Source organism: Caballeronia sp. GAFFF2, assembly GCF_023631485.1.
Classification (GTDB): domain Bacteria; phylum Pseudomonadota; class Gammaproteobacteria; order Burkholderiales; family Burkholderiaceae; genus Caballeronia.
Map to the genome: position 1 here is coordinate 517030 of NZ_JALQDA010000027.1, position 22247 is coordinate 539276.

General features: G+C 62.8%; 24 protein-coding genes. 7 read left to right on the top strand and 17 right to left on the bottom strand.

Annotation, left to right across the window (positions count from 1 at the left end):
* Window positions 1-14 precede the first annotated feature (14 nt).
* A complete protein-coding gene (locus NCT04_RS18745) occupies window positions 15-902 on the bottom strand; it encodes an NAD-dependent protein deacetylase (RefSeq protein ID WP_284503870.1) in 888 nt (295 codons plus the stop codon).
* A 107-nt stretch (window positions 903-1009) separates the two neighbouring features.
* Between NCT04_RS18745 and NCT04_RS18750 the strand changes: the two genes are divergently transcribed.
* Entirely contained in the window at window positions 1010-2020 is a 1011-nt protein-coding gene (locus NCT04_RS18750) for a zinc-binding alcohol dehydrogenase family protein (protein WP_250467130.1), read from the top strand.
* A 4-nt stretch (window positions 2021-2024) separates the two neighbouring features.
* Here the strand turns inward: NCT04_RS18750 and NCT04_RS18755 are convergent, their stop codons facing one another.
* The 3 genes from NCT04_RS18755 to NCT04_RS18765 all read right to left on the bottom strand — a co-directional run bounded on the left by NCT04_RS18755 (window position 2025) and on the right by NCT04_RS18765 (window position 4048).
* Window positions 2025-2429: a GFA family protein gene (locus NCT04_RS18755; RefSeq protein ID WP_250467132.1), complete on the bottom strand. Its 405-nt coding sequence runs from the start codon at window positions 2427-2429 to the stop codon at window positions 2025-2027.
* Between the two features lie 240 nt (window positions 2430-2669).
* A complete protein-coding gene (locus NCT04_RS18760) occupies window positions 2670-3230 on the bottom strand; it encodes a hypothetical protein (protein ID WP_250467134.1) in 561 nt (186 codons plus the stop codon).
* Window positions 3231-3430: 200 nt separating this feature from the next.
* The gene (locus NCT04_RS18765; RefSeq protein WP_250467456.1) at window positions 3431-4048 is read right to left on the bottom strand and encodes an OmpW/AlkL family protein; all 618 of its coding nucleotides are present in this window, start codon (window positions 4046-4048) and stop codon (window positions 3431-3433) included.
* A gap of 231 nt (window positions 4049-4279) precedes the next feature.
* Between NCT04_RS18765 and NCT04_RS18770 the strand changes: the two genes are divergently transcribed.
* Complete coding sequence (locus NCT04_RS18770; protein WP_250467136.1) at window positions 4280-4561, top strand: hypothetical protein; 282 nt, start codon at window positions 4280-4282, stop codon at window positions 4559-4561.
* 116 nt (window positions 4562-4677) lie between these two features.
* Here the strand turns inward: NCT04_RS18770 and NCT04_RS18775 are convergent, their stop codons facing one another.
* Together NCT04_RS18775 and NCT04_RS18780 are read right to left on the bottom strand one after the other, a co-directional pair.
* Window positions 4678-5175 (bottom strand): hypothetical protein, encoded by a 498-nt coding sequence (locus NCT04_RS18775; protein WP_250467138.1) that lies wholly within the window; start codon window positions 5173-5175, stop codon window positions 4678-4680.
* A gap of 117 nt (window positions 5176-5292) precedes the next feature.
* The gene (locus tag NCT04_RS18780; protein ID WP_244829603.1) at window positions 5293-6261 is read right to left on the bottom strand and encodes a GlxA family transcriptional regulator; all 969 of its coding nucleotides are present in this window, start codon (window positions 6259-6261) and stop codon (window positions 5293-5295) included.
* A gap of 165 nt (window positions 6262-6426) precedes the next feature.
* Between NCT04_RS18780 and NCT04_RS34445 the strand changes: the two genes are divergently transcribed.
* Both NCT04_RS34445 and NCT04_RS18785 read left to right on the top strand, forming a co-directional pair.
* Entirely contained in the window at window positions 6427-6561 is a 135-nt protein-coding gene (locus NCT04_RS34445; protein WP_255784629.1) for a hypothetical protein, read from the top strand.
* Window positions 6562-6584: 23 nt separating this feature from the next.
* Window positions 6585-7274, top strand: a complete 690-nt coding sequence (locus NCT04_RS18785) for an HD domain-containing protein (RefSeq protein WP_250467140.1) — start codon at window positions 6585-6587, stop codon at window positions 7272-7274.
* Window positions 7275-7284: 10 nt separating this feature from the next.
* On the opposite strand, the gene NCT04_RS18790 is transcribed toward NCT04_RS18785, so the two are convergent.
* From NCT04_RS18790 to norR, 9 genes are all read right to left on the bottom strand, one after another.
* Window positions 7285-7995: an extensin-like domain-containing protein gene (locus tag NCT04_RS18790; protein WP_250467142.1), complete on the bottom strand. Its 711-nt coding sequence runs from the start codon at window positions 7993-7995 to the stop codon at window positions 7285-7287.
* Between the two features lie 38 nt (window positions 7996-8033).
* The gene (locus tag NCT04_RS18795; protein WP_250467145.1) at window positions 8034-9089 is read right to left on the bottom strand and encodes an NAD(P)/FAD-dependent oxidoreductase; all 1056 of its coding nucleotides are present in this window, start codon (window positions 9087-9089) and stop codon (window positions 8034-8036) included.
* Window positions 9090-9210: 121 nt separating this feature from the next.
* Window positions 9211-10020, bottom strand: coding sequence for a c-type cytochrome (locus NCT04_RS18800; protein ID WP_250467147.1), 810 nt, complete (start codon window positions 10018-10020; stop codon window positions 9211-9213).
* Window positions 10017-11642 carry a b(o/a)3-type cytochrome-c oxidase subunit 1 gene (locus NCT04_RS18805; protein WP_244829598.1) on the bottom strand — a complete coding sequence of 542 codons (1626 nt, stop codon included), beginning with the start codon at window positions 11640-11642 and terminating at the stop codon, window positions 10017-10019. Before NCT04_RS18805 ends, NCT04_RS18800 begins: the two co-directional genes overlap by 4 nt.
* Entirely contained in the window at window positions 11632-12198 is a 567-nt protein-coding gene (locus tag NCT04_RS18810) for a cupredoxin domain-containing protein (RefSeq protein WP_244829597.1), read from the bottom strand. The genes NCT04_RS18805 and NCT04_RS18810 overlap by 11 nt, the downstream gene beginning before the upstream one ends.
* 26 nt (window positions 12199-12224) lie before the next feature.
* A complete protein-coding gene (locus tag NCT04_RS18815; RefSeq protein ID WP_244829596.1) occupies window positions 12225-12383 on the bottom strand; it encodes a hypothetical protein in 159 nt (52 codons plus the stop codon).
* Window positions 12384-12396: 13 nt separating this feature from the next.
* A complete protein-coding gene (locus NCT04_RS18820; RefSeq protein WP_244829595.1) occupies window positions 12397-13665 on the bottom strand; it encodes a c-type cytochrome in 1269 nt (422 codons plus the stop codon).
* A gap of 13 nt (window positions 13666-13678) precedes the next feature.
* Complete coding sequence (locus NCT04_RS18825) at window positions 13679-14338, bottom strand: c-type cytochrome (RefSeq protein ID WP_244829697.1); 660 nt, start codon at window positions 14336-14338, stop codon at window positions 13679-13681.
* A 427-nt stretch (window positions 14339-14765) separates the two neighbouring features.
* A complete protein-coding gene (gene norR, locus NCT04_RS18830; protein ID WP_250467149.1) occupies window positions 14766-16352 on the bottom strand; it encodes a nitric oxide reductase transcriptional regulator NorR in 1587 nt (528 codons plus the stop codon).
* 111 nt (window positions 16353-16463) lie between these two features.
* Between norR and hmpA the strand changes: the two genes are divergently transcribed.
* The 3 genes from hmpA to NCT04_RS18845 all read left to right on the top strand — a co-directional run bounded on the left by hmpA (window position 16464) and on the right by NCT04_RS18845 (window position 18676).
* Complete coding sequence (gene hmpA / locus NCT04_RS18835; RefSeq protein ID WP_250467150.1) at window positions 16464-17651, top strand: NO-inducible flavohemoprotein; 1188 nt, start codon at window positions 16464-16466, stop codon at window positions 17649-17651.
* A 169-nt stretch (window positions 17652-17820) separates the two neighbouring features.
* Window positions 17821-18258 carry a carboxymuconolactone decarboxylase family protein gene (locus NCT04_RS18840; RefSeq protein WP_250467152.1) on the top strand — a complete coding sequence of 146 codons (438 nt, stop codon included), beginning with the start codon at window positions 17821-17823 and terminating at the stop codon, window positions 18256-18258.
* Between the two features lie 10 nt (window positions 18259-18268).
* Window positions 18269-18676, top strand: coding sequence for a cupin domain-containing protein (locus tag NCT04_RS18845; protein WP_244829591.1), 408 nt, complete (start codon window positions 18269-18271; stop codon window positions 18674-18676).
* Between the two features lie 400 nt (window positions 18677-19076).
* Here the strand turns inward: NCT04_RS18845 and oxlT are convergent, their stop codons facing one another.
* Window positions 19077-20390 carry an oxalate/formate MFS antiporter gene (gene oxlT / locus NCT04_RS18850; RefSeq protein ID WP_250467154.1) on the bottom strand — a complete coding sequence of 438 codons (1314 nt, stop codon included), beginning with the start codon at window positions 20388-20390 and terminating at the stop codon, window positions 19077-19079.
* A gap of 323 nt (window positions 20391-20713) precedes the next feature.
* Window positions 20714-22141: an OprD family outer membrane porin gene (locus NCT04_RS18855; protein WP_250467156.1), complete on the bottom strand. Its 1428-nt coding sequence runs from the start codon at window positions 22139-22141 to the stop codon at window positions 20714-20716.
* Between the last annotated feature and the right edge of the window lie 106 nt (window positions 22142-22247).

Below are 22247 nucleotides of genomic sequence, written 5' to 3' on the forward strand. Positions count from 1 at the left end.
TCGAGCGTCTCCACTCACCCCCCATCCAACCCCTCGATCAACGCCTCGAGCGTCTCCGAACAAGGCGCCTCGACCTTCAACGCAAGCAATGCATCCGCGCGCGTCTTGCCGATATTGATCGCCGCAATCGGCTTGCCGCTCTTCGCCGCCCATTCGCAGAATCGATAGCCCGAATACACCATCAACGATGACCCGAGCACGAGCATCGCGTCGGCGGCTTCGAGCGAGCTTGCCGCGTCCTGCACCAGCGCGCGCGGCACGCTCTCGCCGAAAAACACCACGTCCGGCTTGAGCACGCCACCACAACGCGTGCAGCCCGGCACATTGAACGAAGCGAAGTCGATATTCTCGATTTGCGCATCGCCATCCGGCACCGACGGCGCCGTGTAATTCGTAAAATCCGGGTTCGCTTCTTCCAGCATCCGCTGCACCGCCACGCGCGTAAGCGCCGCGCCGCAAGCCATGCAGCGCACGCGGCCGAGATTGCCGTGCAGCTCGATGACATCGGGATTTCCAGCACGCGTATGCAAGCCATCGACATTCTGCGTCACCAGCCGATGCACCCGCGAACGCGCCGCCAGCGCCCGCACGGCGTGATGCGCCGCGTTCGGTTGCGCATCCGCCACCACCGGCCAGCCAATCAGGCTCCGCGCCCAGTAACGGCGGCGCGCGTAGTCGTTGCCTAGAAACTCTTTCAGCAGAATCGGCTGACGGCCCGTGCGCTGGCCCTCGCGATCGCGATAACAGGGAATACCCGACTCGGTGCTGATACCCGCGCCCGACAGCACGAATAGCCGCGGATGCCGCTCGACAAAATCCTGAAGTGCAAGCACGTGCCGTCCTGAAACCTTATTGAGATGCTCAGAATATAAGGCGAAACGCGCCGCCGCGCTGACGCACAATCCGGCCTTACCACTTTATCGAATATCAAATTGGCTTGACCAGATCGCCGCGTATCGCTAAATTAATGCGCTGTCGCCCCCACACAAACCACATAAAGAGACACGCCATGCTGACCGTCATCTGCGAAACCCCCGGAACTCTCAAGGCCGAACAGCGCGAGAAGCCCGCGCGCGGCGACAACGAAGTGCTGCTGCGCGTGAAGCGCGTCGGCGTGTGCGGGACCGACTTGCATATCTTCACCGGCAATCAGCCGTTCTTGTCGTATCCGCGCGTGATGGGGCATGAACTCTCCGGCGTGATCGAAGAGGCGGATGCATCGAGCGGACTCAAGGCGGGCGACACCGTCTACGTCATGCCCTATCTGTCGTGCGGCAAGTGCATTGCATGCCGCCAGGGCAAAACCAATTGCTGCGTGAACATTCAGGTGCTCGGCGTGCATCGCGACGGCGCGTTCACGGAGTATCTGAACCTCCCCGCGCAATTCGTCCACAAGGCCGAAGGCGTCACGCTCGATCAGGCCGCGATGGTGGAATTCCTCGCGATCGGCGCGCATGCGGTGCGCCGCGCGGATGTGCAACCGGGACAACGCGTGCTGGTCGTCGGCACGGGGCCGATCGGCATGGCGGCGATCACCTTTGCGCGTCTGCGCGGCGCAAACGTGACCGCGCTCGACACGCGTGAAGATCGCCTGAACTTCTGCCGCCGCGAGTTGAAGGCGGACGCGACCGTGCAAATCGGCGAGCGCGACAAGGAAGAGTTGTCGAGCCTCACCAACGGCGAATTCTTCGATGTCGTCTTCGATGCCACGGGCAACTCGCGCGCAATGGAACGCGGCTTCGAATTCATCGCGCATGGCGGCAAGTACGTGCTGGTGTCCATCGTGCCGGACCGCATCTCGTTCGCCGATCCCGAGTTTCACAAGCGCGAAGCAACCTTGCTCGCGAGCCGCAACGCAACGCCCGAGGACTTCGAGACCGTGCTCGATGCCATGCGTCGCGGCGAAGTGCCGACCGATGCGCTCAACACCCACCGGCTCACGCTCGCCGACGTGCCCGAGCGCTTCTCGTCGCTACTCGACCCGAAGGCGGGCGTGGTGAAGGCAATCGTCGAGTGCTGATGAACTAGTTCTGCCGGCCGCGTGCGAAGCGCGGCCTGCCCTGCGCGTCGTGCCACGGCTCGGCGTTTTTGCACCAGATTTCGTAAGTGGGCGGAAAGAGGCCGGTTTCGTCGAAGATGCCGGTTGGCACTTCGATTTCCGGCACGCCGTCGAAGGCGAGATAGATAGGCGAGCCGCATGTCAGGCAATGATGCCGATGCCCGGTCTCCGAGCTTTGCCACGCGACGGTATCGCCCGTGATCTGCACGGCGTCGCGCTCGAAGATGGCATAGACGCCGAACGGCGCACCGTGAATGCGGCGGCATGTCATGCAGTGGCAGAGATTGACTTGCAGCGGCCGCGCGAAGACCGCAAGGCGCACCGCGCCGCACGCGCATTGGCCTTCGTGAAGGGACGTCATGGCGTTCATCTGAAGTCTCCGTTTCGCGCTGCAAGGAGCTTCTAATCGCTTGGCCCTCGGGCGCGTTCGTTATGAGCGTAGGTCGCACGATGCAGACTGCCTGGGCCGTGTTGTCTGGCCGCGTCCGCAAGAGTTGAATACTCTTTCACCGTCTGCTTCAGCCGTATAGCCACGAGCGCGACAAGCGCCCTGCATTAGCCGATGCAACGAGCGCACTCGATCGAATGCGCTCATCGGCGGCCCTTGGCTTCAGCGAACGTAGTAACCGCGATTTTGCATGCACTCGCCGTACGCGCGCCAGTAGCGCACCATTGGCGGCTCGGGCGGCGGCATCGGCGGCATTTTCATCTCGGCGTAATTTGCATCCGATGCGCCCGAAGCCGCCACGGCGCCCGATGCGCCCGAAGCACCTGCAGCGACCGCGGCTCCGGATGCACTCATCGGCGCCGATGCGCCCGCGGCAACCGTCGCCGAAGCGCCTGCGGGCCGGCCCGCCATCGTCGCGGATGCGCCCGATGCCGGCGCCGCCGACGCGGCCAGCGCGCCCGATGCAACCGGCGGCAACGGCGGCTCGACCGGGCGCGGAGCCCCGAGCGTGCGCGTCTCGATGGCGTTGTTCTTGGGTGCGGTCTGCGGCTCGCGCGCCATCACGACCTTGGTCGTCTGATTGGCATAGGCGTAGCAGGCCGCGTTGTCGACGCTCTGCTGCCCCGTGCTCTGACTGCGGCCGGGCAAGGCGAGCGGTTGTTGCGCGAAGGCCGCGCCACAACTGACGAGCAAAGCGAATCCCGCGTAAGTGGAAGGTCTCATTGGCTTGCGTTTCCCCGATGCGGTGTTATTAGTCGTTGCAGCGCGCACGGGGTCACGCCGGCCTCAGGCGGCAGGTGACCGCGCGCGTCTGCGCCGGGCCTGCTGCAAGAATACCGTGCCGGCAAAGTGTTCCACGCCAGAAGCACCGGCTTCATCCGCCAATTTTCGATAAAACGGGTCGGTCGCCGCCTGTTTCTCCCTCAGAACTTCATGCCCACGCCAACGCCGAACACCCACGGGTCGATCTTGAGCGAGCCGAGATCGACGCCGCCCGCCGACGCGCTCGTGCGCATCCAGATCTTCTTGACGTCCGCGTTGACGAACAGATTCTTCGCGACCTGCACATCGACGCCCGCCTGAAGCGCGGGGCCGAAGCTGCTGTGCTTGATGGAGACATCGGCGTCGCCCGCTTTCAGTTTGTCGTTGTAGAAGAGCGTGTAGTTGATACCCGCGCCGACATAGGGCCGCACGCGTCCCGCATGATTGAAGTGGTATTGCAACAGCAAGGTCGGCGGCAAAACACCCACGCCGCCGAGCCCGCCTATGCTCGATGTAACCTGATGCCGCGAGGTCGCGAGAATCAGCTCGACGCCGATGTCGTCGCGAATCATGTAGGTGAAGTCGAGTTCGGGAACGATGGAGTTATTCACGTCGGTGTCGAGCGTGCCGAGCGCGCCGCCTGCGCTTACTTGCGGCTCGATGCTGATGGCGCGCAACCGCACGAGCACATCGCCTGCATGTATGCCGCTCATCGAAACGTTCGACGACGAATCTTCCGCCGCGTGTGCCATGCCCGCGCACAATGCCGCGCATGCCATGACGATGGCGCTAATGCCTGCTTTCACTGTTTTCATTGCTGGTTTTCCCTGTTCTGGATCGATGTCCTGCACAGGAATTGTCCCGAGCGCAGCACCGCCCGGCGTTGATGCGCGTCAAGGCAAGACGCCGTCGTCTGCTCTCCTGCGGGGGACTTTGCGCGAGAACAAGCTATGTTCGCGGGTCCGTTGTTTGCTGGCTACAATCAGGCGCACAACAACGGGAGGCGATACATGAAACCGATAATCGGCGCACTCAGCCGCACGGCGGGGATACTGCTCGGCGGCACGATCGCAGTCGTGGCAAGCGCCCAGCAACCAAACAAGCTGCACTACGACAGTACTCCGGCTTATCAGGAACACAGCTCGACGCCACCTGCCGCGGCGGCGGCATCGGCGAACGATGCGCTCAAGACGACGCCGGGCAAGACCTCGGCGGGAAAGGGACCGGCGCCGGATCGGCCGAATGGCCTGGGAATGGATGCGGGCGCGGGCAGTATGAGCAAGAAGCCCTGAGCTTCGTGCGGGGTTGGGAGGATCGCAGAACGCGGACGTGTCCATAGGCCCGCGCGCCTCGATGCGTTACGAACAGGCTGCGAATGTCCTCGCCCCATCGACCATTGCTTGGCACGCTATGACGCATCCTTCGCCTTATCCGGCCACGGCCAAGTCGCATACCGCGACGTCTTCGCTGAATCGCCGGACTCGGCTGCGTCCAATGACGCTGTGCTCTGCTCGGCCTCCGGCAAGTCCTCGCCAAACCAAGCCACCTCGCGGCGTCGTTCCTGGACGTACGCATCCCAGCCTTTCGCGTTGTCTTCGAATAGATCGTGACGCACAGTATTCGCGAGCATCGGCCGATTGAGCGTCTCGTCGAGCAGCGCCTTCGGCCACACGAAAAACGCGCCCGACGCGCGCCGGATAAACTCGCGCGGCGTCATGTCGCCCGCGACGAAGCCAAGCAGCGTAAAGTCCGCGAGCGCATCGTTGCCACGCACCGCGTCGGCGATGCTCGGATAGTCATCGGCGCATTGACTCAGGCAGAACACGGTTTCCAGCACATCGCCGAGATGCAGCAGCAATGCGCGCCGCTCGAAGGGGTCCTGCACGGGGGACGCTTGTGTCGTCATTCGATCTTCCGTCTGTCGATTTAGTTTGCGATGCAGCGTGCCCGCAGCAAGAAAAGCCGCAACAGCGGCACGCCTCGTTATCCCAATTTTAACGAACGCACGGCGACGCCTGTTCCATCACTTTGAAAAGCGTGTCCTAAAGCTCAGCCGATAGTCGTTCGGCGATACCCCGAGCCGCCGCATGAACACGAGGCGCATGCGGTCCGCGGTGCCGAAGCCGCATTCGTAGGCCACGGTCTTGAGCGGCGTATCCGTGCTTTCGAGCGCGTTGCGCGCAGCATCGACCCGCGCGCGCTCGACGAACTCGTGCGGCGTCATCTGCGCGAGCTGCACGAAGGCCCGCGCGAAATTGCGCTCGCTCATGCCCGCGACCTTCGCGAGTTGCGACACTGCGAGCCTTTCGCCGATGTGCTCCATCACGTAACCCTGCACTTTCGCCACCGGCGATGTCTCGTCGGCAGGCGCGCTCAGATAAGGGCTGAACTGCGACTGTCCGCCGCGCCGCTGCGCGAACACGACGAGGCGCTTCGCCACTGCGAGCGCCACGCGCGGCCCGTGATCTTCCGCGACGAGCGCGAGCGCCACATCGATACCCGCCGTCACTCCGGCCGACGTCACGAGCCGCCCATCGCGCATATAGATGCGATCCAGCTCCACGCGCGCCTGTGGAAAGCGCTCGGCCAGACGCGGCGCATTCTGCCAGTGCGTGGTCACTCCGCGCCCGTCGAGCAGACCGGCATGACCCAGCGCAAACGCGCCCGTGCAGATCGAGCCGTAACGCTCGCATTTTGCGGCGACATCGGCGAGCCAGGCGGTGAGATCGGGATCGGGTTCATCGAAAGGCAGACCCGGACCGCCCGCGACGAGCGCCGTGTCGTAGCGCCCGCGCGCTTCATGCCATGAGACGTCCGCCAACAGCCGCGTGCCGTTCGATGCGCGCACCGCAAGCGCTTCGGGGCCGACGAGCGTGATTGCGTAGGCATCGGCGGCGGGTACGAACATATTGGCTTCCGCGAAGACATCGACGGGGCCGGCTACGTCCAGCGCCTGCACGCCGGGAAAGATCGCGAGGGCAACGGTGGGCATCGGCGAAGGCGGTTTTTAGCTCGTGGAAAACACATGGCAGAAGACAGCGTGCGACTGGCAGAGTTCGACGCGTCGTTTTCATTGTCGCGACCGCGCGTTTTGCCGACACTGATACTCATCGAAACGCAATGCAACGCAATGTCTCACGCCACGGAGGCGAGTGCAATGGACACATCAGCAAACACCCGCGTCGATATCGAACGCAGCGCGCATGCCGACTTGCAGGAGTATCTGCTCGATGAAGCGCTGGCCGAAACTTTTCCGGCAAGCGATCCCATCTCGCCGAGCCACATCAGCTGAACAACCTTCAAGGAGTAATTGAAATGAACGAAATCATCGCTGGCATCCGTATTCCCGACAGCAAGATGGCGCGCGAAGCCACGCAACTCGTGCGCGATACGGAACCCGACTTGCTCTATCACCACTCGCGCCGCGTGTTCCTGTTCGGTGCGCTCGCGGGCGAACGCAAGCAGCTGAAGTATGACGCGGAACTCTTGTATATCGGCGCGATGTTCCATGACATGGGACTCGTCGATGCCTACAGCAGCGCGCACGACCGCTTCGAAGTGGATGGCGCGAATGCGGCGCGCGACTTCCTGCTCGGCTACGGCATCGGCGAAGGCGAGATCGAACAAGTATGGGATGCCATCGCGCTGCACACGACGCCGGGCATTCCGCAGTACAAGAAGCCGGTCGTCGCGCTCGTGACGGCAGGCGTCGAGATGGACGTGCTCGGGCTTGCTTACGACGAATTCACGGCGGATCAGCGCCGGCTCGTGGTGGCGGCACATCCGCGGGAAGCGAATTTCAAGGAAGGCATCATCGATGCGTTCGCGCAAGGCACCATCAAAAAGCCCGAAACGACGTTTGGCAACGTGAAAGCAGACGTGCTCGCGCTGAAGGACCCGAACTACAAGCGGCTGAACTTCTGCAGCATCATCCTCGGCTCGGCATGGAGCGATGGTCCTCACGATCATTCGACCTGCCGTAATCCGGCGCATCAGCACGCGTGACGTGAACGCATCAGCGGCAGATGCGATACGGGCCCATGTCGACGTGAAAGTGTGTCTTGTGGAGCGCGTTGTAATCGGGGCCGAGGGTCGTGTCGAACGACTGGCATGCGCCTTCGTGGACGCGTCGCAGGAAGCTCGCTTCGGGCGATGCAGAATCGTCCCAGCGCGCGAGCGTGATGCGCTTGCCGTCGGCGAGCACGTAACCCGTGAGGTCGATGGCATTGGCGCTTGCATGCTGACTCAGCGCGCCGTCTTGCCGATGATTCACGTTGCGGCACGCGTAGCTGCCAACATGCTCGATGCGCGTCACGCGTTCGCCGAAGAGTTCGACGGCGGCGCTCTGCAGGTATCGATGCTCGAAGAACGCCATCGAGAGCGCGAGCGGACACGTGGCGAGATACGGCGAGCTGTAGCGAACTTCGGCGGATTGCGTCACGCGCACCACGTCCTTGAGTCCGCAGCCGCCGGGGGCCGATGAATCCGCCATCGGCCGATAGTCGAGCCCAGATTGTTCGAGCGCGGCCCGGCACATGTCGGCGTCGTGCAGCGTGCGCCAACGTCGGAACGTGGTGAAGAAGTCGGGTGGCGCGCGAACATCGAGCGGCGTGAAAGGATCGTATTGCGCGGGTACGCTAATGCGGCGCGCATAGACCGCATAGCCCAGGCCGAGCGCCGCGACGCACGCCACCAGCAGCAGCCACGCGACGAATCGACCGATCAAGACGCGCGCCCTGGTCGAAGCGGATCGACGCGCAACTGTCAGCTCCCTTCCGCCGCGTGCGTGCCGCCTGACTGCACGCGCTGTGCGAGCTTCGCGTCGTAACTCGAATGAACGTGCACGCGCTTCTTGTCGGGGTAAGCGTACGAGTAAGCCTTGCGCAATGCGAGCGATGCCTCGTGAAAGCCCGACAAGATGAGCTTCTGCTTGTTCGGATAGTTGGCGATATCTCCGACCGCGAAAATGCCCGGCCGCGACGACTCGTAATACGAGGTATCGACTTCGATGCGTCCGCCGCGCACATCCAGGTTCCATTGGGCGATAGGCCCGAGATCCGCCACGAGGCCATACAGCGCGACGAGCTTGTCGGCGGCGAGATCGGTGGTGCCGTCAACGTGCTTGATACGCACGCCGCGCAAGGTGTTGCCGGGCGCGTCGAGCGAATCGATCATGCCGACGACGAACGCCATCTCGCCCGCCTCCACGGCGCGCTTCATTGCCGCCACGGATGCCGCCGCCGCCGAAAATCCGTTACGCCGATGCACCAGCGTGAGCTTCTTCGCGACGCCGCGCAAAGCCAGCGCCCAGTCGAGCGCGGAATCGCCGCCGCCCGCGACGATGACCTCGCGGTCCGCGAAATCTGCCAGACGCGCGACGCTGTAGTGCACGCCTTTGTCTTCGAGCGCTTCAGCTTGCGACACTTGCAGGCGCTGCGGCACGAACGCGCCATTGCCCGCGGCGATCAGAATGGCGGCGGCATCGAAACGCATGCCCTGCTCGGTCTCGACAGTCCAGCGATGATCCTCGCGTTGCGCCACCGACATCACGCGCTGATCGAGGTGGATCGGCACGTCGAACGGACGAATCTGTTCGAGCAGACGATCCACGAGTTCGCGCGCGGTGCACGAGGGAACGGCGGGAATGTCGTAGATCGGCTTGTCGGGATAAAGTTCGATGCATTGCCCGCCGATGCGCCCGAGCGTGTCGACAATCCGGCACGAAAGGCCGAGCACGCCGGCTTCGAAGGCGGCGAAAAGCCCGACGGGGCCTGCGCCGACGATGAGGACGTCGGTGGTGTGGATGGCGTGATCGTTCATTGCGGGGTCCGGTGCCTGCTGCGCAAAACGCAGCATTGAACGGACCACGATACAGAAACCGAACCAGCGCGGCAACGAAACCCCTGCTTCCCGAACGGCGATAGCGTGCAGTTGCAGCCGCTCAATGCCCGTCCAGCTCCCGCGCATAGTAAGCCGCCGCGGCTTCGATCTCGTCCGGCGTCATGTTGCGCGCCACGTTGCGCATGACTTCGTTGATATCGTTGGTGCGCGTGCCATTGGCAAAAGCGGTCAACTGCGCCTTCGTATAAGCGGCCGGCAAGCCGTCGAGCCACGGGCTGCCCGCCTTGCTGTCGATACCGCCGTGACACGTCGCGCAGGGCGCGATGTTGCGCATCGGCGCACCGTGGGAAACGATCGAAGGCGCGAGCGACGCGCTCACCTTGCGCTGCGCGGGCGGCCTCGGCAAGCTCGCGTAGTAAGCGGCAAGATCGCGCATGTCTTGATCGGAGAGATTCACGGCCATCGGCGACATCACCGCGTTATTGCGCGCGCCCTTCTGAAAATCGATCAACTGTTTGTAGATCACCGACGCATACTGGCCCGCGAGATTCGGCGAATTGGCCTCGCTCATGCCGCGCTCGCCGTGACACATCGTGCAGCGCAGAGCCAGCGTCGCGCCGCGTCCAACCGCGCTCGCGTTGACGTTCACGAGCAACTGCGGCGTGACTTCGACACCCGTGAGCGTGACGGTCGGCTCGACGGTCTTTCCGCCCTCGCCCGCGTACCAGCTGCGCGGCACACCCGCCGCGCTGCAGATGGCGTTCCAGACGCCCGTGAACGGCTCGTCGCGATGCACCGAAGGCAGCCACACGAAGCCGATCAGCGCCGACACCACCGCGATGCCGATCATCCCCAGCACGCTCGTCGCGAACCAGCGGTTCCTGAAGGTGAAGAGGCGTTCGTCGCTCATCGCTGCGCTCCGATGGGAACCGCGGGCACGGCGGTATCCGGCCGCGAGAGAAGCTGCGCGATGGGATAACCGTAGTTGACGAGCGTGAGGCCGATCATCAGCACGAGCCACAGCGCGAAGCTGTTCAACGCCACCGGTATGCTGCGCGGCTCATGCAACGCGCGGCTGAAGCGGAATTCCTCGACCGTCACGCGCGGCGCGCGATGCGCCTGTATGAGCACGATGAAGAACAGCACCGCCGAGACCACGAGAATGAACCCGCCGATCACCGAGACGATCACGGACACGGCCTGCGCCGCGATAGCAGGGTCCGTATAGTCGTAGAAGGCCATGCGTCGCGGCATGCCGAGCACGCCGACGTAATGCCACGGGAACGTCAGCACGATCATGCCGACGAACCACAGCCACAACTGCCAGCGCATCAGCTTCAGGTTTTGCAGCGCGCGGCCGGTGAGATGCGGCCACAGATCGTAGGCGATCGCGAAGTACATGATGACGATGGCGCCCGCGAAGATCAGATGAAAATGCCCCGTCACCCATTGCGTGTTGTGCACGGTCGAGTCGAGCTGATAACTCATGTTGATGAGCCCGCCCGCGCCGCCGAAGCCGAGCATCACGAAGGAGAAGGCGACGGCGAGCATCATGGGATTGGACCAGGGCAGCGCCTTGATCCACCCGAGCGCGCCCTTGCCGCCGCGCAACCGCGCCGCGATCTCCACCGACGCGCAGATGGTGAACACGGTCAAGAGCGTCGGCACCGCGACCAGCGCCGTGAACACCGAATGCATGAACTTGAAGCCCGAGCCGACTTGCGGATCGGCGAACAGATGGTGAATGCCGATGGGCATCGACACCACGAGAAACAGAATGAAGGAGATGCGCGCCATCGCATCGCTGTAAAGACGCCCACCAATGGCGCGCGGAATGATCGTGTAATACGCGATATACGCGGGCATCAGCCAGAAATAAACGATAGCGTGCAGCGTCCACGAGAAGAACACGCGCGCAAGTCCCGCGTCGATGGTGTGCTTGAGGCCGAGCGCCACCGGCAGAATCATGAACAGCACTTCGATGGCCGCGCCCACCGCCGTCCAGCCCCACAAATAAGCGCCCGCGACTGTCGCGAACATGGCGAGCGGCACCGGCTTGCCGCGATTGTCGCGCTTCCACGCCGCGAGGTTCACCGACATCAGCGCGACCCAGATCCACGAGCCGACGACCACCAGCACCACGCCGATGTAATAGAACGCGTTGCCGATCATCGGCGGATAGAAGGTGTAGAGCACCGACGCAAGACCCATGGCGACAGGCGCCATCGCGGTGACGGAGCCTATCGCGACGAGCCAGAAGCCGAGCCACGCCCAACGCTTTCCGACGAGCGGGCGCTTCAGCGCCAGTTCGCTTACCGCATAGCCGAAGCCCATGGCGATCAGGGTCGGAAACACGTAGCCCATGGCCGAGCCGTGCGCCGTCACCGAGCGGTAGTACAGCTCCGGATTCTGCAGCCACGGATGCAGCGGACTGCGCACCAGCATCTGCCACGCGCCGAGCAAAAGCGCGACACCGAAGGCGATGAACGCCAGCCAGAAATGCGCGAGGACGAGGCGCTTGCTATTTAACACAGGACACTCTCCGCGAATTGGCCGGCAATTGCGCGGCCATCTGCATGAACTCGGCGCGATCCACCACTTTCACATGCGCCCACATGTTCTGATGCCCGGTGCCGCAGTATTCGTGGCATGGCATCAGGTGCTCGCCGGGTTGGTTGAATGTCGTCTTGAAGGTCGAGACGTAACCCGGTTCGAGCATCGAATTGATGTTGGTGTTCTCGATCAGAAAGCCGTGCACCACGTCCGAACTCGTCGCGCGGAACGTAACCGGCACGCCTGCGGGCACCACGAGACATTGCGGCGTGAACGAATACTGCTGCGCGACGATCCGCACCGTCACCGAGCCATCCGCCTCGGGCGCGCTGCCGAGATTGCTTTCGATGAATTCGCCCGATACATGCAGCGATTCAGGGCGCACGGTCTCGACGCGCGAAGGCGGCATCATTGCCCAGTGGATGCCGGTGTAGACCACCATCGCGACGAGCACGACGACGATCGCCATGACAAGCATTGCCCAGCGTTTTTCGACGCGCTCGGCGACTTCATGCGAACCGGGGGAAATGGCCATTTATCTGCCGCCTCGACGAATCACGATCACTGAATCACCCCGCGCGGCAAGAACACGGCGAAGTAAAAGACGAACCACAGTCCGATGACGATCGCGGTGGAAATACCCGCGAGCGCGAGCGCGCCGCCGGGGCCGCTCTTGACTATTTCATCGAGCCGCGCGTCTTCGTTCGGGTCTTCGTTCATGTGTCGTCGATCCTCAATAAAGCGGCGCGGAGCGCAGCTCGTTGACTTCCTTCACCGTCACCGGCGCGCCGCGATTGCCCCACGCGGTGCGGATATACGTGACGACCGCCGCGACCTCCACGTCGGACAGCGACTGCGCGAACGGCGGCATGCCGTATGGACGCGGATTCTTGAACGTGCCGGGTGGATAGCCGCCGTTCAGCACCATGCGGATAGGGTTCACGGCCGAGTTCATGACGATGGACTGATTGTTCGCGAGTGGCGGAAAATCGGGCGGCTTGCCCTGGCCCTGGGCCGCGTGACATTCGGCGCATTGGGCGTCATAAATCTTCTTGCCGAGCGGCGAGAGATTCGTACGCTGTTCGACCACGGCCTGGGTCGGCGGCTCGGACTTGTCGCCGGAGCGCGCGGGCAACGCCTTCAGATAGACGGCCATCGCGCGCACGTCGTCTTCGGAGAGATATTGCAGGCTGTCGTAGACCACTTCGGCCATCGGTCCATACACCGCGCCGCGATGCGAGACGCCCGCGTGCAGCAAGCCCACGATTTCGTCGATACTCCAGTCGCCCAATCCCGCTTCCTTGTTCGACGTAAGCGAGGGCGCGTACCAGTTCTGAATCGGGATCAGGCCGCCTTCGAATGCCTTCGACGCGACATTGCCGCCGAGCGCGTTGATCGCGGTATGGCACATCGAGCAATGCCCGAGTCCTTCGACGAGATACGCGCCGCGATTCCATTCCACCGATTGCTTCGGGTCCGGTCGATATTCGGCCTCCCTGAAAAAGAGCGAGCGCCAGCCGATCAGCAGTTCGCGCCGGTTGAACGGAAAGCGCAGTTCATGCGGCCGGTTCGGCTGATGCACGGGCGGCGTGGACATGAGAAACGCATAAATGGCGTCGGAGTCGGCTCGCGTGACCTTGGTGTAGGACGTGAACGGCATGGCCGGATAGAGCAGCGAGCCGTCCTTCGAGCGGCCGGTGTGCATCATTCGGTAGAACTCGTCGGCGGTCCAGTTGCCGAGTCCGGTCTCCTTGTCCGACGAAATGTTCGGCGTGAAGAGCGTGCCGAACGGCGTATCCATGGGACGGCCGCCGCCGAAGGTCTTGCCAGCGGGCAACGTATGGCACGCGATGCAATCGCCCGCGCGCGCGAGGTATTCGCCGCGCTGGACCGTGGCGGCATCGGCACTCTTCGTCTGTGCAGACGCGTTGCCCGCCGATACGGCGCAGGCCGCAAAGAACACCGCCAAGGCAAGCGTCCCAAGTTGTCGGAATCGAAGCACGTCGGTTCCTCGGTTAGTTATGGACGCTGCCGCAAGCGAGCGGCATCTTGAGGCTTCCGGCCGCGACCGGCGACACATCGGGCGGCGCGGGCAACGACGCGAGGAAGGCGGCGATGGCGGTGATATCGCGCTCGCTCAACTGCTGCGCGACGTGGCGCATGCAGTCGGGCGCGATGGTCGTGCGCGTGCCGTAGCGCCATGCCCCGAGTTGCGCGCTGATGTAGTCGGCGTGCAAGCCGAGCAAGCCGGGAATGGCGGGCTCCATGCCGGTCATCGCGCCGCCGTGGCAACTCACGCATGCGGGCACGTTGCGCGCGGAATCGCCCTTCGTGACGAGCGCCTTGCCGTAATCGAGCGTCTTCGTATCGGCCGTGACGGCGCTCGGCGGCGGGAATGGCGGACGCTCGCCCGCGAAGTAATCGGCGATCTGCCTGAGATACGCATCCGGTAGATACGCGAGCAGATAGTTCATCGGCGGATACTTGCGGCGCCCGTCCCGAAACGCGAGTAACTGGTTGTACAGATAGCCTGCGGGCTTGCCCGAAAGACGCGGGAAGTAGTCGTTGCCGGTGCCTTCGCCCTGCGCGCCGTGACAGGCGGCGCAGCCCATGACGCGGGCCTGCATGGTGTCCGGGGCGCGCTCGAGCGCCGGCTCCGCCGCGAATGCGCCCATGCTCGCGAATGCCAATAGCGTGGACAACAGGAGTGCGGTGCGCTTAGTCACGTATCCCACGTTTCCCACGTATCCCCCGTTTCGAGTTGCCGTGTTCGATCAGCCGGACGTGCACGTCAATGCGGTCGCCGGCGCTTGTTGTTCAGTGCAATGCAATGCTCGTACTGCTGATGATTGTCGGGTGGTTGGATCGGCGGATCGTCGTTTTTGCACTTCTGATCTTAGAAGAGCCCAACCGTTTTTCCCAGCCTGCAGATTGTCTCAATCCGCGCGTTTGCTGCGTGCGGATCGAGTGATCGTTGTTTGCGCCAGATCAATGAACCGCATTATTTTGAGATGCGTAACCACGCCATGCCGTCTTGCCTAGCCTCACCAATAAACGCTTTGCGCGTCCGCGTGAAGATTTTCGAGAAAAATATTTGCGCGCTTACTTGAGCCCGAGGCGGCGCGCGAGACGATTGAGATTTGCCCGGTCGACGCCAAGCTCACGCGCCGTCGATGCCCAGTTCTGCCCGTTACGCGCGAGCGCATCGAGGACGATCGTGCGTTCGTAGGCGGTGACGGCTTCGCGGAAATCGACGCCGGCGGCAGGTGTCGGCGGCGCGCCCGGTGACGCGGTGCGCGTGGTGTCGGCGAGACCGAAGTCGGCGGCGGTAAGCGTCAGGATGCGCGGACGTTCGCGCACGCCCGCGAGCGCCTTCAATGCGCTGCGCGCGATCAGATGCTCAAGTTCGCGGACATTTCCCGGCCAGTCGTAAGCAAGCAGCGCGGCTTGCGCATCGGCGGAAAGGCGCAGGCTCAGAAGGCCGAGGCGCGCGCGGTTCTCCTCCAGAAAGAAGCCCGCGAGCAACAGGACGTCGCGTCCGCGCTCACGCAACGGCGGCACGACGAGCGGATAAACCGACAACCGATGATAAAAATCCGCGCGAAACCGTCCCGCCCGGACTTCCTCGACGAGATCGCGATTGGTCGCGGCGATGAGCCGCACATCGACCTTATGCTCGCTGTCCGACCCAATGCGCTGCAACTGCCCGTTCTGCAGCACGCGCAAGAGCTTGGCCTGCACGACGAGCGGCAGTTCGCCGACTTCATCGAGAAAAAGCGTGCCGCCGTCGGCCAGTTCGAATTTGCCGCGCCGGTCCGACGACGCGCCCGAGAACGCACCGCGCACGTGCCCGAAGAGTTCGCTTTCGACGAGCGTATCCGGCAGCGCCGCGCAATTGAGGCTCACGAGCGGCTTGTCGGCCCGCGACGAGAGCGCATGAATCTCGCTCGCGACGAGTTCCTTGCCGACGCCCGTTTCACCGGTAATGAGCACGGTCAGCTCGCTCGTAGCGACGATCGCGATGTCTTCCAGCAAGCGCTTGTGCGGCTCGCTATTGCCGATCATCTCGCGGCGACGCGTCCCGTTCGCCTGCCGATACGACTCCGCGCGCTGCCGTTCGGCTTCGCCCGTGCGCGCGAGCGTATCGATGCGTTCGGCCACACTCACGGTCGCCGCCGCGAGACTGAGAAACGCCTGAAGCGAAGCCATGTCGATGTCGTCGAAGCGCGCGGGATCGAGTGCGTCGAGTGTGAGCAAACCCCAAGGTCGTTCGTCGATGAAAAGCGTGCAGCCGAGGCAATCGTGTACTTCGAGATGACCGTCCACGCCCTTGACGAGGCCGTCGTAAGGATCGGGCAGATCGGAGTTGGCGGCGAAGCGCGTCGGTTCGCTGCGCGCGAGGATGCGGGCAAAACGCGGATGATCGCCGACGCGGAAGCGCCTGCCGAGCGTATCGCCAGATAACCCGTCGATCGCGAGCGGCACGAGCATGTCGCCATCGAGTCGCAGGAGCGCGGCGGCGTCGCCCGGAAAAAGCGCGCGCAGCGTACGCAAAAGGCGACGATATCGCTCGGTGTCCGGCATCTCGTGCGAGAGGTCTTCGATCAGTGGAACGAGCGCGTCGAGCAATACACGCGAAGTCATTGCGACTACTTCAGCAGTCTTTCTGACTAGAGTCGAATCGACCATGTGCGAAGGTAAGCAATTGATTTAATGATAATTCTACTCTGGCACGGAACCTGTATTGCAAATTGCGAGACGAAGCGCTCCCTGCTTCGCCCTGGAACGAGGACTCCGACCATGCTGTCACCCGAACACCGCGCCATCGTCAAAGCCACCGTGCCGCTTCTGGAAAGCGGCGGCGAGGCGCTCACCACGCACTTCTACAAAATGCTCATCGACGAGAATCCCGAAGTGCGTCCGATGTTCAACCAGGCGCATCAGGCGAGCGGCGCGCAGCAGCGTGCCCTTGCCAACGGCGTCTTGATGTACGCGCGGCACATCGACCAACTGGAACAGCTCGGCCGACTCGTCGGGCAGATCATCAATAAGCACGTCGCGCTCGATATCCGCCCGGAACATTATCCGATCGTGGGACGCTGCCTGCTCAGGTCGATCCGTGAAGTGCTCGGCGAGGAAATCGCCACCGATGCCGTGATCGAGGCATGGTCCGCCGCGTATCGGCAACTCGCGGATCTGTTGATCGGCTTGGAAGAAGGCATGTACAGCGAACGCGAGAAGGCGCCGGGCGGCTGGCGCGGCACGCGGCGATTCGTGGTCACGCGCAAGGTCGCGGAGAGCGAGGAGATCGTGTCGTTCTATCTCGTGCCCGAAGATAGCGGCGCCCTGCTCGACTTTCATCCGGGCCAATACATCGGGCTGCGCGTTTATATCGATGGCGAAGAAATGCGCCGCAACTACTCGCTGTCCGCCGCGCCGAATGGTCGCGAGTACCGCATCAGCGTAAAGCGCGAAGCGAACGGCCGCGTGTCCGGTTTTCTGCATGCGAACGTACGTGAAAACGATGTCATCGAGCTTTATCCGCCCGCTGGCGACTTCAGGCTCGAACATAACGAGAAGCCGCTCGTGCTGATCAGCGGTGGCGTCGGGATCACGCCGACGCTTGCCATGCTGCATGCCGCGCTCGTCGCCAATCCGAATCGACCGGTGCACTTCATTCATTCGGCGCGCCACGGCGGCGTGCACGCGTTTCGCGAGGTGGTGGATCAACTGGCGGCACAGCATCCGCAACTGAAGCGTTTCTATTGCTATGAACAGCAGCGCGATGGCGACCAGGAAGCGCACGGCACTGGTTTCGTCGATGAAACCCTGCTCGCGCGATGGCTGCCCGTGACTCGCGACGTCGATGCCTATTTTCTCGGGCCGAAGCCCTTCATGAAGGCGGTGAAAAAGCATCTGAAGACGCTCGGCGTGCCGGATGCGCAGAGCCGCTACGAGTTTTTCGGACCGGCTTCCGCGCTGGAATGAGCGCTGTCAGCGAGCCCGCGACTGATCGTCTCGGGCTTTTTTTCACCGGTTATTGGTCACCTGAAATTACCAAAAATCGGCCATTTCATAAAACCAATCCGGCGACTAATCTACATCTGTCGCGTCACTCAGGACGCTCTTTCAAACCCCAAGCGAAGAGGAAATCATCATGGAATCACGTCTCGACTTCTACAAAGCCAGCCCCGCCGCGATCAAGGCGCTCGTTGGTGTCGAAGAGCGCATCGCCAAATGCGGACTCGAGAAATCGCTGACCGAGCTGGTCCGCCTGCGCGCATCGCAGATCAACGGCTGCGCGTTTTGCGTCGATATGCACACCACCGACGCGCGCAAGGGCGGCGAAACGGATCGCCGGCTGGCGACGGTCGTCGTCTGGCGCGAAACGCCGTTCTTCACCGACCGCGAACGTGCCGCGCTGGAATGGACCGAGGCGCTCACGCTCGTGTCCGAGGAGCACGTACCCGATGCCGTCTGGACCGCCGTGAAGCCGCATTTCAGCAACGAGGAAATCGTCGACTTGACGCTGCTCATCGCCGCGATCAATAGCTGGAACCGCTTTTCGATCGCGTTCCGCAAGATTCCCGCGTGAGGTAAAAACCATGAACCTTCGCAAGATCATGATGTTGACGGCGGCGCTGGCGTTGAGCGCGTCCAGGGTGTTCGCGCACGATGCAGCCGCGGAAGTCGTCACGCCCGTGATGAAGCAGGCGATTCCCGAGATCGCGGGCAAGAACGTGCTGATGGCGACTGTCTCGTATAAGCCGGGGCAGGCATCCGAGGCGCATATGCACCCCGGCTCGATCTTCGCGTATGTGCTGGAAGGTCATGTCACGTCACAACTCGAAGGGTCCTCCGCGAAGACCTACGGGCCGGGCGAATCGTGGTACGAGCCGCCCGGCGCGCATCACCTCGTATCGAAGAATGCGAGCGCGACCAAGCCGGCGAAGCTGCTGGTCTTTGCGGTGGCAGGCGACGGCGATCCGGTCAAGCTGCCGATTCCGCATTGAGCGATGCCCTGGCGGTTAAGCGTGATTCATTCGGCATTCACGCTTTGTGACAAACGTGCCTAGCCATTGAGCGACAATCGCGGCGCCACGTTTCTTCCGTTTCGACATCATGAAGCAGGTTCGTACTTTTCTTGCCGCCGCCGCGGTTTTCGCAGTCTTATCCGCGCTTGGCGGATGCGGCATTCTGGGATGCGCCGGCTTCGCCACCAATGGCATTGGCTTCGGCATGTGCAACATGGGCATGCGGTTCTAGCGTCGGCGCGGGTGCGCCGACTTGGCGCTTCATTCGCTTCTTTGAGAGGCGCCCGAAGCCGTCGCCGCCATGCTGATGCACCATGCGATAAAGCACCAACGAGACGAGACGGGCGACGCCTAACGCCACCCGCCCGCGCCTTGCGCTCTACTCCTTCACCGGCGAATACCCCATCTCCAACCCCGCCGCGCGCGCATGCTTCTGCGAATGGGCATTGCGCATCGGCTTGAGTACGAAGAGCGCGAGCAGCGCGGATATTGCCGCCATGCCCGCCGCCAGCATGAAGACCGCGTGCCAGCTTCCCGTCATCGATGTGATCACGCTCGAGAACGGCACCAGCAACGCAGCCGTTCCCTTCGCCGTGTACAGCAACCCGGCATTGGTGGCCGCGAACTTCGGGCCGAAGGTATCGCCGCACGTCGCGGGAAAGAGCCTGTAGATTTCCCCCCACGCGAAGAACACGATACCCGTCAGCACCACGAACGCCACCGGACTCTGCCCGTATCGCGATAACGCGACGATGCCCACCGCTTCGATCGCAAAGGCGATGAACATGGTGTTCTCGCGTCCGATACGGTCCGATACCCAACCGAAGAACGGTCGAGTCAAGCCATTGAGCACGCGGTCGATGGTCAGCGCAAAAGTCAGCGCCGGCAACGTCAGGCCAAGCAGCGACACGGGCGAATCGTGCAACCCGAAGTCCTTCGCGATTGGCCCGAGTTGCGCGGTTGCCATCAATCCGCCGGCGGCCATCATCACGAACATGATGTACATCACCCAGAAGATCGGCGAACTCAACACCTGCTTCGGGCTCGCGTTGTAGACGGCGCGCTTCAACTTGCTCTTGACCGCGGCGAGCATCTGCGCGGGCGGCGCGTAAAGCGCCATGCCGAGCAGGAACACCACGAGTCCCTGACCGAGTCCGAACCATAGGAACGTGGCTTCGTATCCGCTCGACTTGATCATGTGCGCAATCGGCACGACAGTCGCGGCCGATCCCATGCCGAAGCCCGCCGCCGTGATGCCCGCCGCGAGGCCGCGTCGCTCGGGGAACCACTTGAGCGCGTTACCGACGCACGTCCCATACACCGCGCCCGCGCCGATGCCGCCCACCGCCGCCGCGAAGTACAAGAGCGGCAGTGACGACGCCACCGAGTTGATAACCCAGGCAATCGCGCACAGCAAGCCGCCGCACACGACGACAGGACGCGGACCGTATTTGTCGACGAGATACCCCTCCACGGGCACGAGCCACGTCTCGGTAACCACGAAGATAGTGAACGCGACCTGAATCGATGCACGGCCCCAGTGATACTTCTCGTCGATCGGATTGACGAAGAGCGTCCACCCGTACTGCATGTTGGCGATCATCGCCATGCAAATCACGCCGAACACCAACTGCACCCACGGCGACGCCAGGCGCGACGTCTCCGTCTCGCGATCCATCCGGTCGGTTCCCATGCATGTCTCCTTGCCTTGTGTAATCGGACGCCGAGCGGCGCCTCCTGCGATGACGCTTCGACCGCCATCGCATATACACAGTATTTGATATATCAAGTAAGTCAAGCGAAAGAAACGGCGGGGTTTTCACTTAGAACGATGCATACCGTAAGCGCATGAAAGCTAACCGCCGCGCGTTGAACGGACGAAAAAAAGCCCGGCAGTCACGAGGCTGCCGGGCGATGGGCGTGGGCGAGACATGGCAATCCGCAACACGCACTCTCTTTATATATGAAAGCTATACGTAATGTAAAGAGGAGATTTTGTAGGATTCTCGCTTCGCGTCAGAACACGTTCACTGGGACGTTGACCATGAGTCGATACACGTCGCTCGTTCCGTCCGAATAGTATTGGCTGCCGTGATGGTGCATGTAGTAGAACTTGACCGACGTGTTCTTGAACTTGCCGTCCGGCACCGTATAGCTCGGGATCACGCCAATTTCATAGTGCGTGCCATGCACCGGCTGCCCGTCCTTCCAGTAGAGCCCGTGCTGGCTGCTATCCGGGTTGGCATATTGGTTGGCCATGGCGGTCGCATCCGCGTCCCAGCCATACGCGCCCCACAGCGTGAACTTCAGGCCGGGCACGCCGTACTCCTTCATGTTGAGCGAATACGACAGACTCACGGACTTTTCGTGCGGCGCGTTGTAGTCGACATCCAGCGAATTCGAGAGATAGTCGCCCGCGGATTGGCCCACGTAGTCGAAGAACTGATCGCTTGCAATCTGCTGAAACGCGAATTGAAGCGTATGCGCGCCGTGCGTGCCGGCAAGCGCCAGGCTGTACGCGTTGTTGTTGATCGAGCCTTGGCGCTTGTCGCCGATCGCGCCCGTGTAGTAGTAGTTCAGCGCGCCGGTCCAGCGCACGGTTTTCGGGTCGCCGATACTTTGCGTCGCCGAGAGGTAGTACTGCTGCCACACGTTGTTCGCGACGCTGCCGTAGAGCGTGACGGCGGTATCGTCGCCATGGGTCCAGTCGCCGCCGAAATACGTGAACTGCGACATGTGCGTGCCGCCGTACTCGGTGGTCAGGCTCGTAACGCTCGCCATGCCGCGCGCGATCACGCCATCCACGGTACCGGCCTTCAAGGTCAGGTTCTTGATCTCGTCGCTGGCAAGCGAGAAGCCGCGATATGTCGGCGGCAGCGCGCGATTGTCGTGCGGCACGAGGAACGGGTTATCGAAGAGTTGCTGGCCGTACTTGAACACGGTGTTCGAAACACGCGCCTTCACGTCCCACACGCCGGGATACGCCCACGCAAGTTGCGTGCGCCCCGCTTCGCCCGGCGCGCCGATCCGTACGCGGTTGCCCGCGCCGCTGCCGCCGTTGAGCTTGAGCGCGCCGAACATCGTCAGATCGAAACCGAGACCGACGAGACCGCGCGTGTAACCCGATTCGAATACCGCTTGCTCGCCGAGCACCCACGCGTCCTTCTTCTCCGCGCCCTTCGCTTCGAAATGCTCGGTGTAAGAGCGCGTGAGCAAGTTCAGATGCGAGTCTTCGATCAGCCCTTTCGATTTCGCCTGATTGCTCACGGGCGCATCTGCCTCGGTATTGGGCGGCGATGAAGGCGGCGCCTCGGTGTGCCGCGACGGCGGGTCGGTATCGTCGGTCGGTGCCGGGGCTTGTTGCCCGTAGGACGCGACCGAAGCGGCCATGAAGCCGCTGAAAAGCAAAATAGAAAGCGCGAGGGAACGTTTTTGTTTTTTCATGAAAAGTATCTCCAACTACTGACTCAACCTGTTGATTGCTCCATCGAAATCCATGAAGGATTCCGAAACGAACGGATGCGAAAAGCCACGTCCGGCGATACAAACG

Excerpts from the sequence above, each read along its gene's own strand:
- NCT04_RS18825 (WP_244829697.1), bottom strand. The coding sequence starts at position 14,338 with ATGGGCGCATTCGCGGCGGAGCCGGCGCTCGAGCGCGCCCCGGACACC.
- NCT04_RS18795 (WP_250467145.1), bottom strand. The coding sequence starts at position 9,089 with ATGAACGATCACGCCATCCACACCACCGACGTCCTCATCGTCGGCGCA.
- NCT04_RS18755 (WP_250467132.1), bottom strand. The coding sequence starts at position 2,429 with ATGAACGCCATGACGTCCCTTCACGAAGGCCAATGCGCGTGCGGCGCG.
- NCT04_RS18800 (WP_250467147.1), bottom strand. The coding sequence starts at position 10,020 with ATGAGCGACGAACGCCTCTTCACCTTCAGGAACCGCTGGTTCGCGACG.
- NCT04_RS18775 (WP_250467138.1), bottom strand. The coding sequence starts at position 5,175 with ATGACGACACAAGCGTCCCCCGTGCAGGACCCCTTCGAGCGGCGCGCA.
- NCT04_RS18840 (WP_250467152.1), top strand. The coding sequence starts at position 17,821 with ATGGAATCACGTCTCGACTTCTACAAAGCCAGCCCCGCCGCGATCAAG.
- NCT04_RS18765 (WP_250467456.1), bottom strand. The coding sequence starts at position 4,048 with ATGGCATGCGCGGCATTGTGCGCGGGCATGGCACACGCGGCGGAAGAT.
- oxlT (WP_250467154.1), bottom strand. The coding sequence starts at position 20,390 with ATGGGAACCGACCGGATGGATCGCGAGACGGAGACGTCGCGCCTGGCG.
- NCT04_RS18815 (WP_244829596.1), bottom strand. The coding sequence starts at position 12,383 with ATGAACGAAGACCCGAACGAAGACGCGCGGCTCGATGAAATAGTCAAG.
- hmpA (WP_250467150.1), top strand. The coding sequence starts at position 16,464 with ATGCTGTCACCCGAACACCGCGCCATCGTCAAAGCCACCGTGCCGCTT.
- NCT04_RS18810 (WP_244829597.1), bottom strand. The coding sequence starts at position 12,198 with ATGGCCATTTCCCCCGGTTCGCATGAAGTCGCCGAGCGCGTCGAAAAA.
- NCT04_RS18770 (WP_250467136.1), top strand. The coding sequence starts at position 4,280 with ATGAAACCGATAATCGGCGCACTCAGCCGCACGGCGGGGATACTGCTC.
- NCT04_RS18760 (WP_250467134.1), bottom strand. The coding sequence starts at position 3,230 with ATGAGACCTTCCACTTACGCGGGATTCGCTTTGCTCGTCAGTTGTGGC.
- NCT04_RS34445 (WP_255784629.1), top strand. The coding sequence starts at position 6,427 with ATGGACACATCAGCAAACACCCGCGTCGATATCGAACGCAGCGCGCAT.
- NCT04_RS18855 (WP_250467156.1), bottom strand. The coding sequence starts at position 22,141 with ATGAAAAAACAAAAACGTTCCCTCGCGCTTTCTATTTTGCTTTTCAGC.
- norR (WP_250467149.1), bottom strand. The coding sequence starts at position 16,352 with ATGGTCGATTCGACTCTAGTCAGAAAGACTGCTGAAGTAGTCGCAATG.
- NCT04_RS18780 (WP_244829603.1), bottom strand. The coding sequence starts at position 6,261 with ATGCCCACCGTTGCCCTCGCGATCTTTCCCGGCGTGCAGGCGCTGGAC.
- NCT04_RS18750 (WP_250467130.1), top strand. The coding sequence starts at position 1,010 with ATGCTGACCGTCATCTGCGAAACCCCCGGAACTCTCAAGGCCGAACAG.
- NCT04_RS18785 (WP_250467140.1), top strand. The coding sequence starts at position 6,585 with ATGAACGAAATCATCGCTGGCATCCGTATTCCCGACAGCAAGATGGCG.
- NCT04_RS18845 (WP_244829591.1), top strand. The coding sequence starts at position 18,269 with ATGAACCTTCGCAAGATCATGATGTTGACGGCGGCGCTGGCGTTGAGC.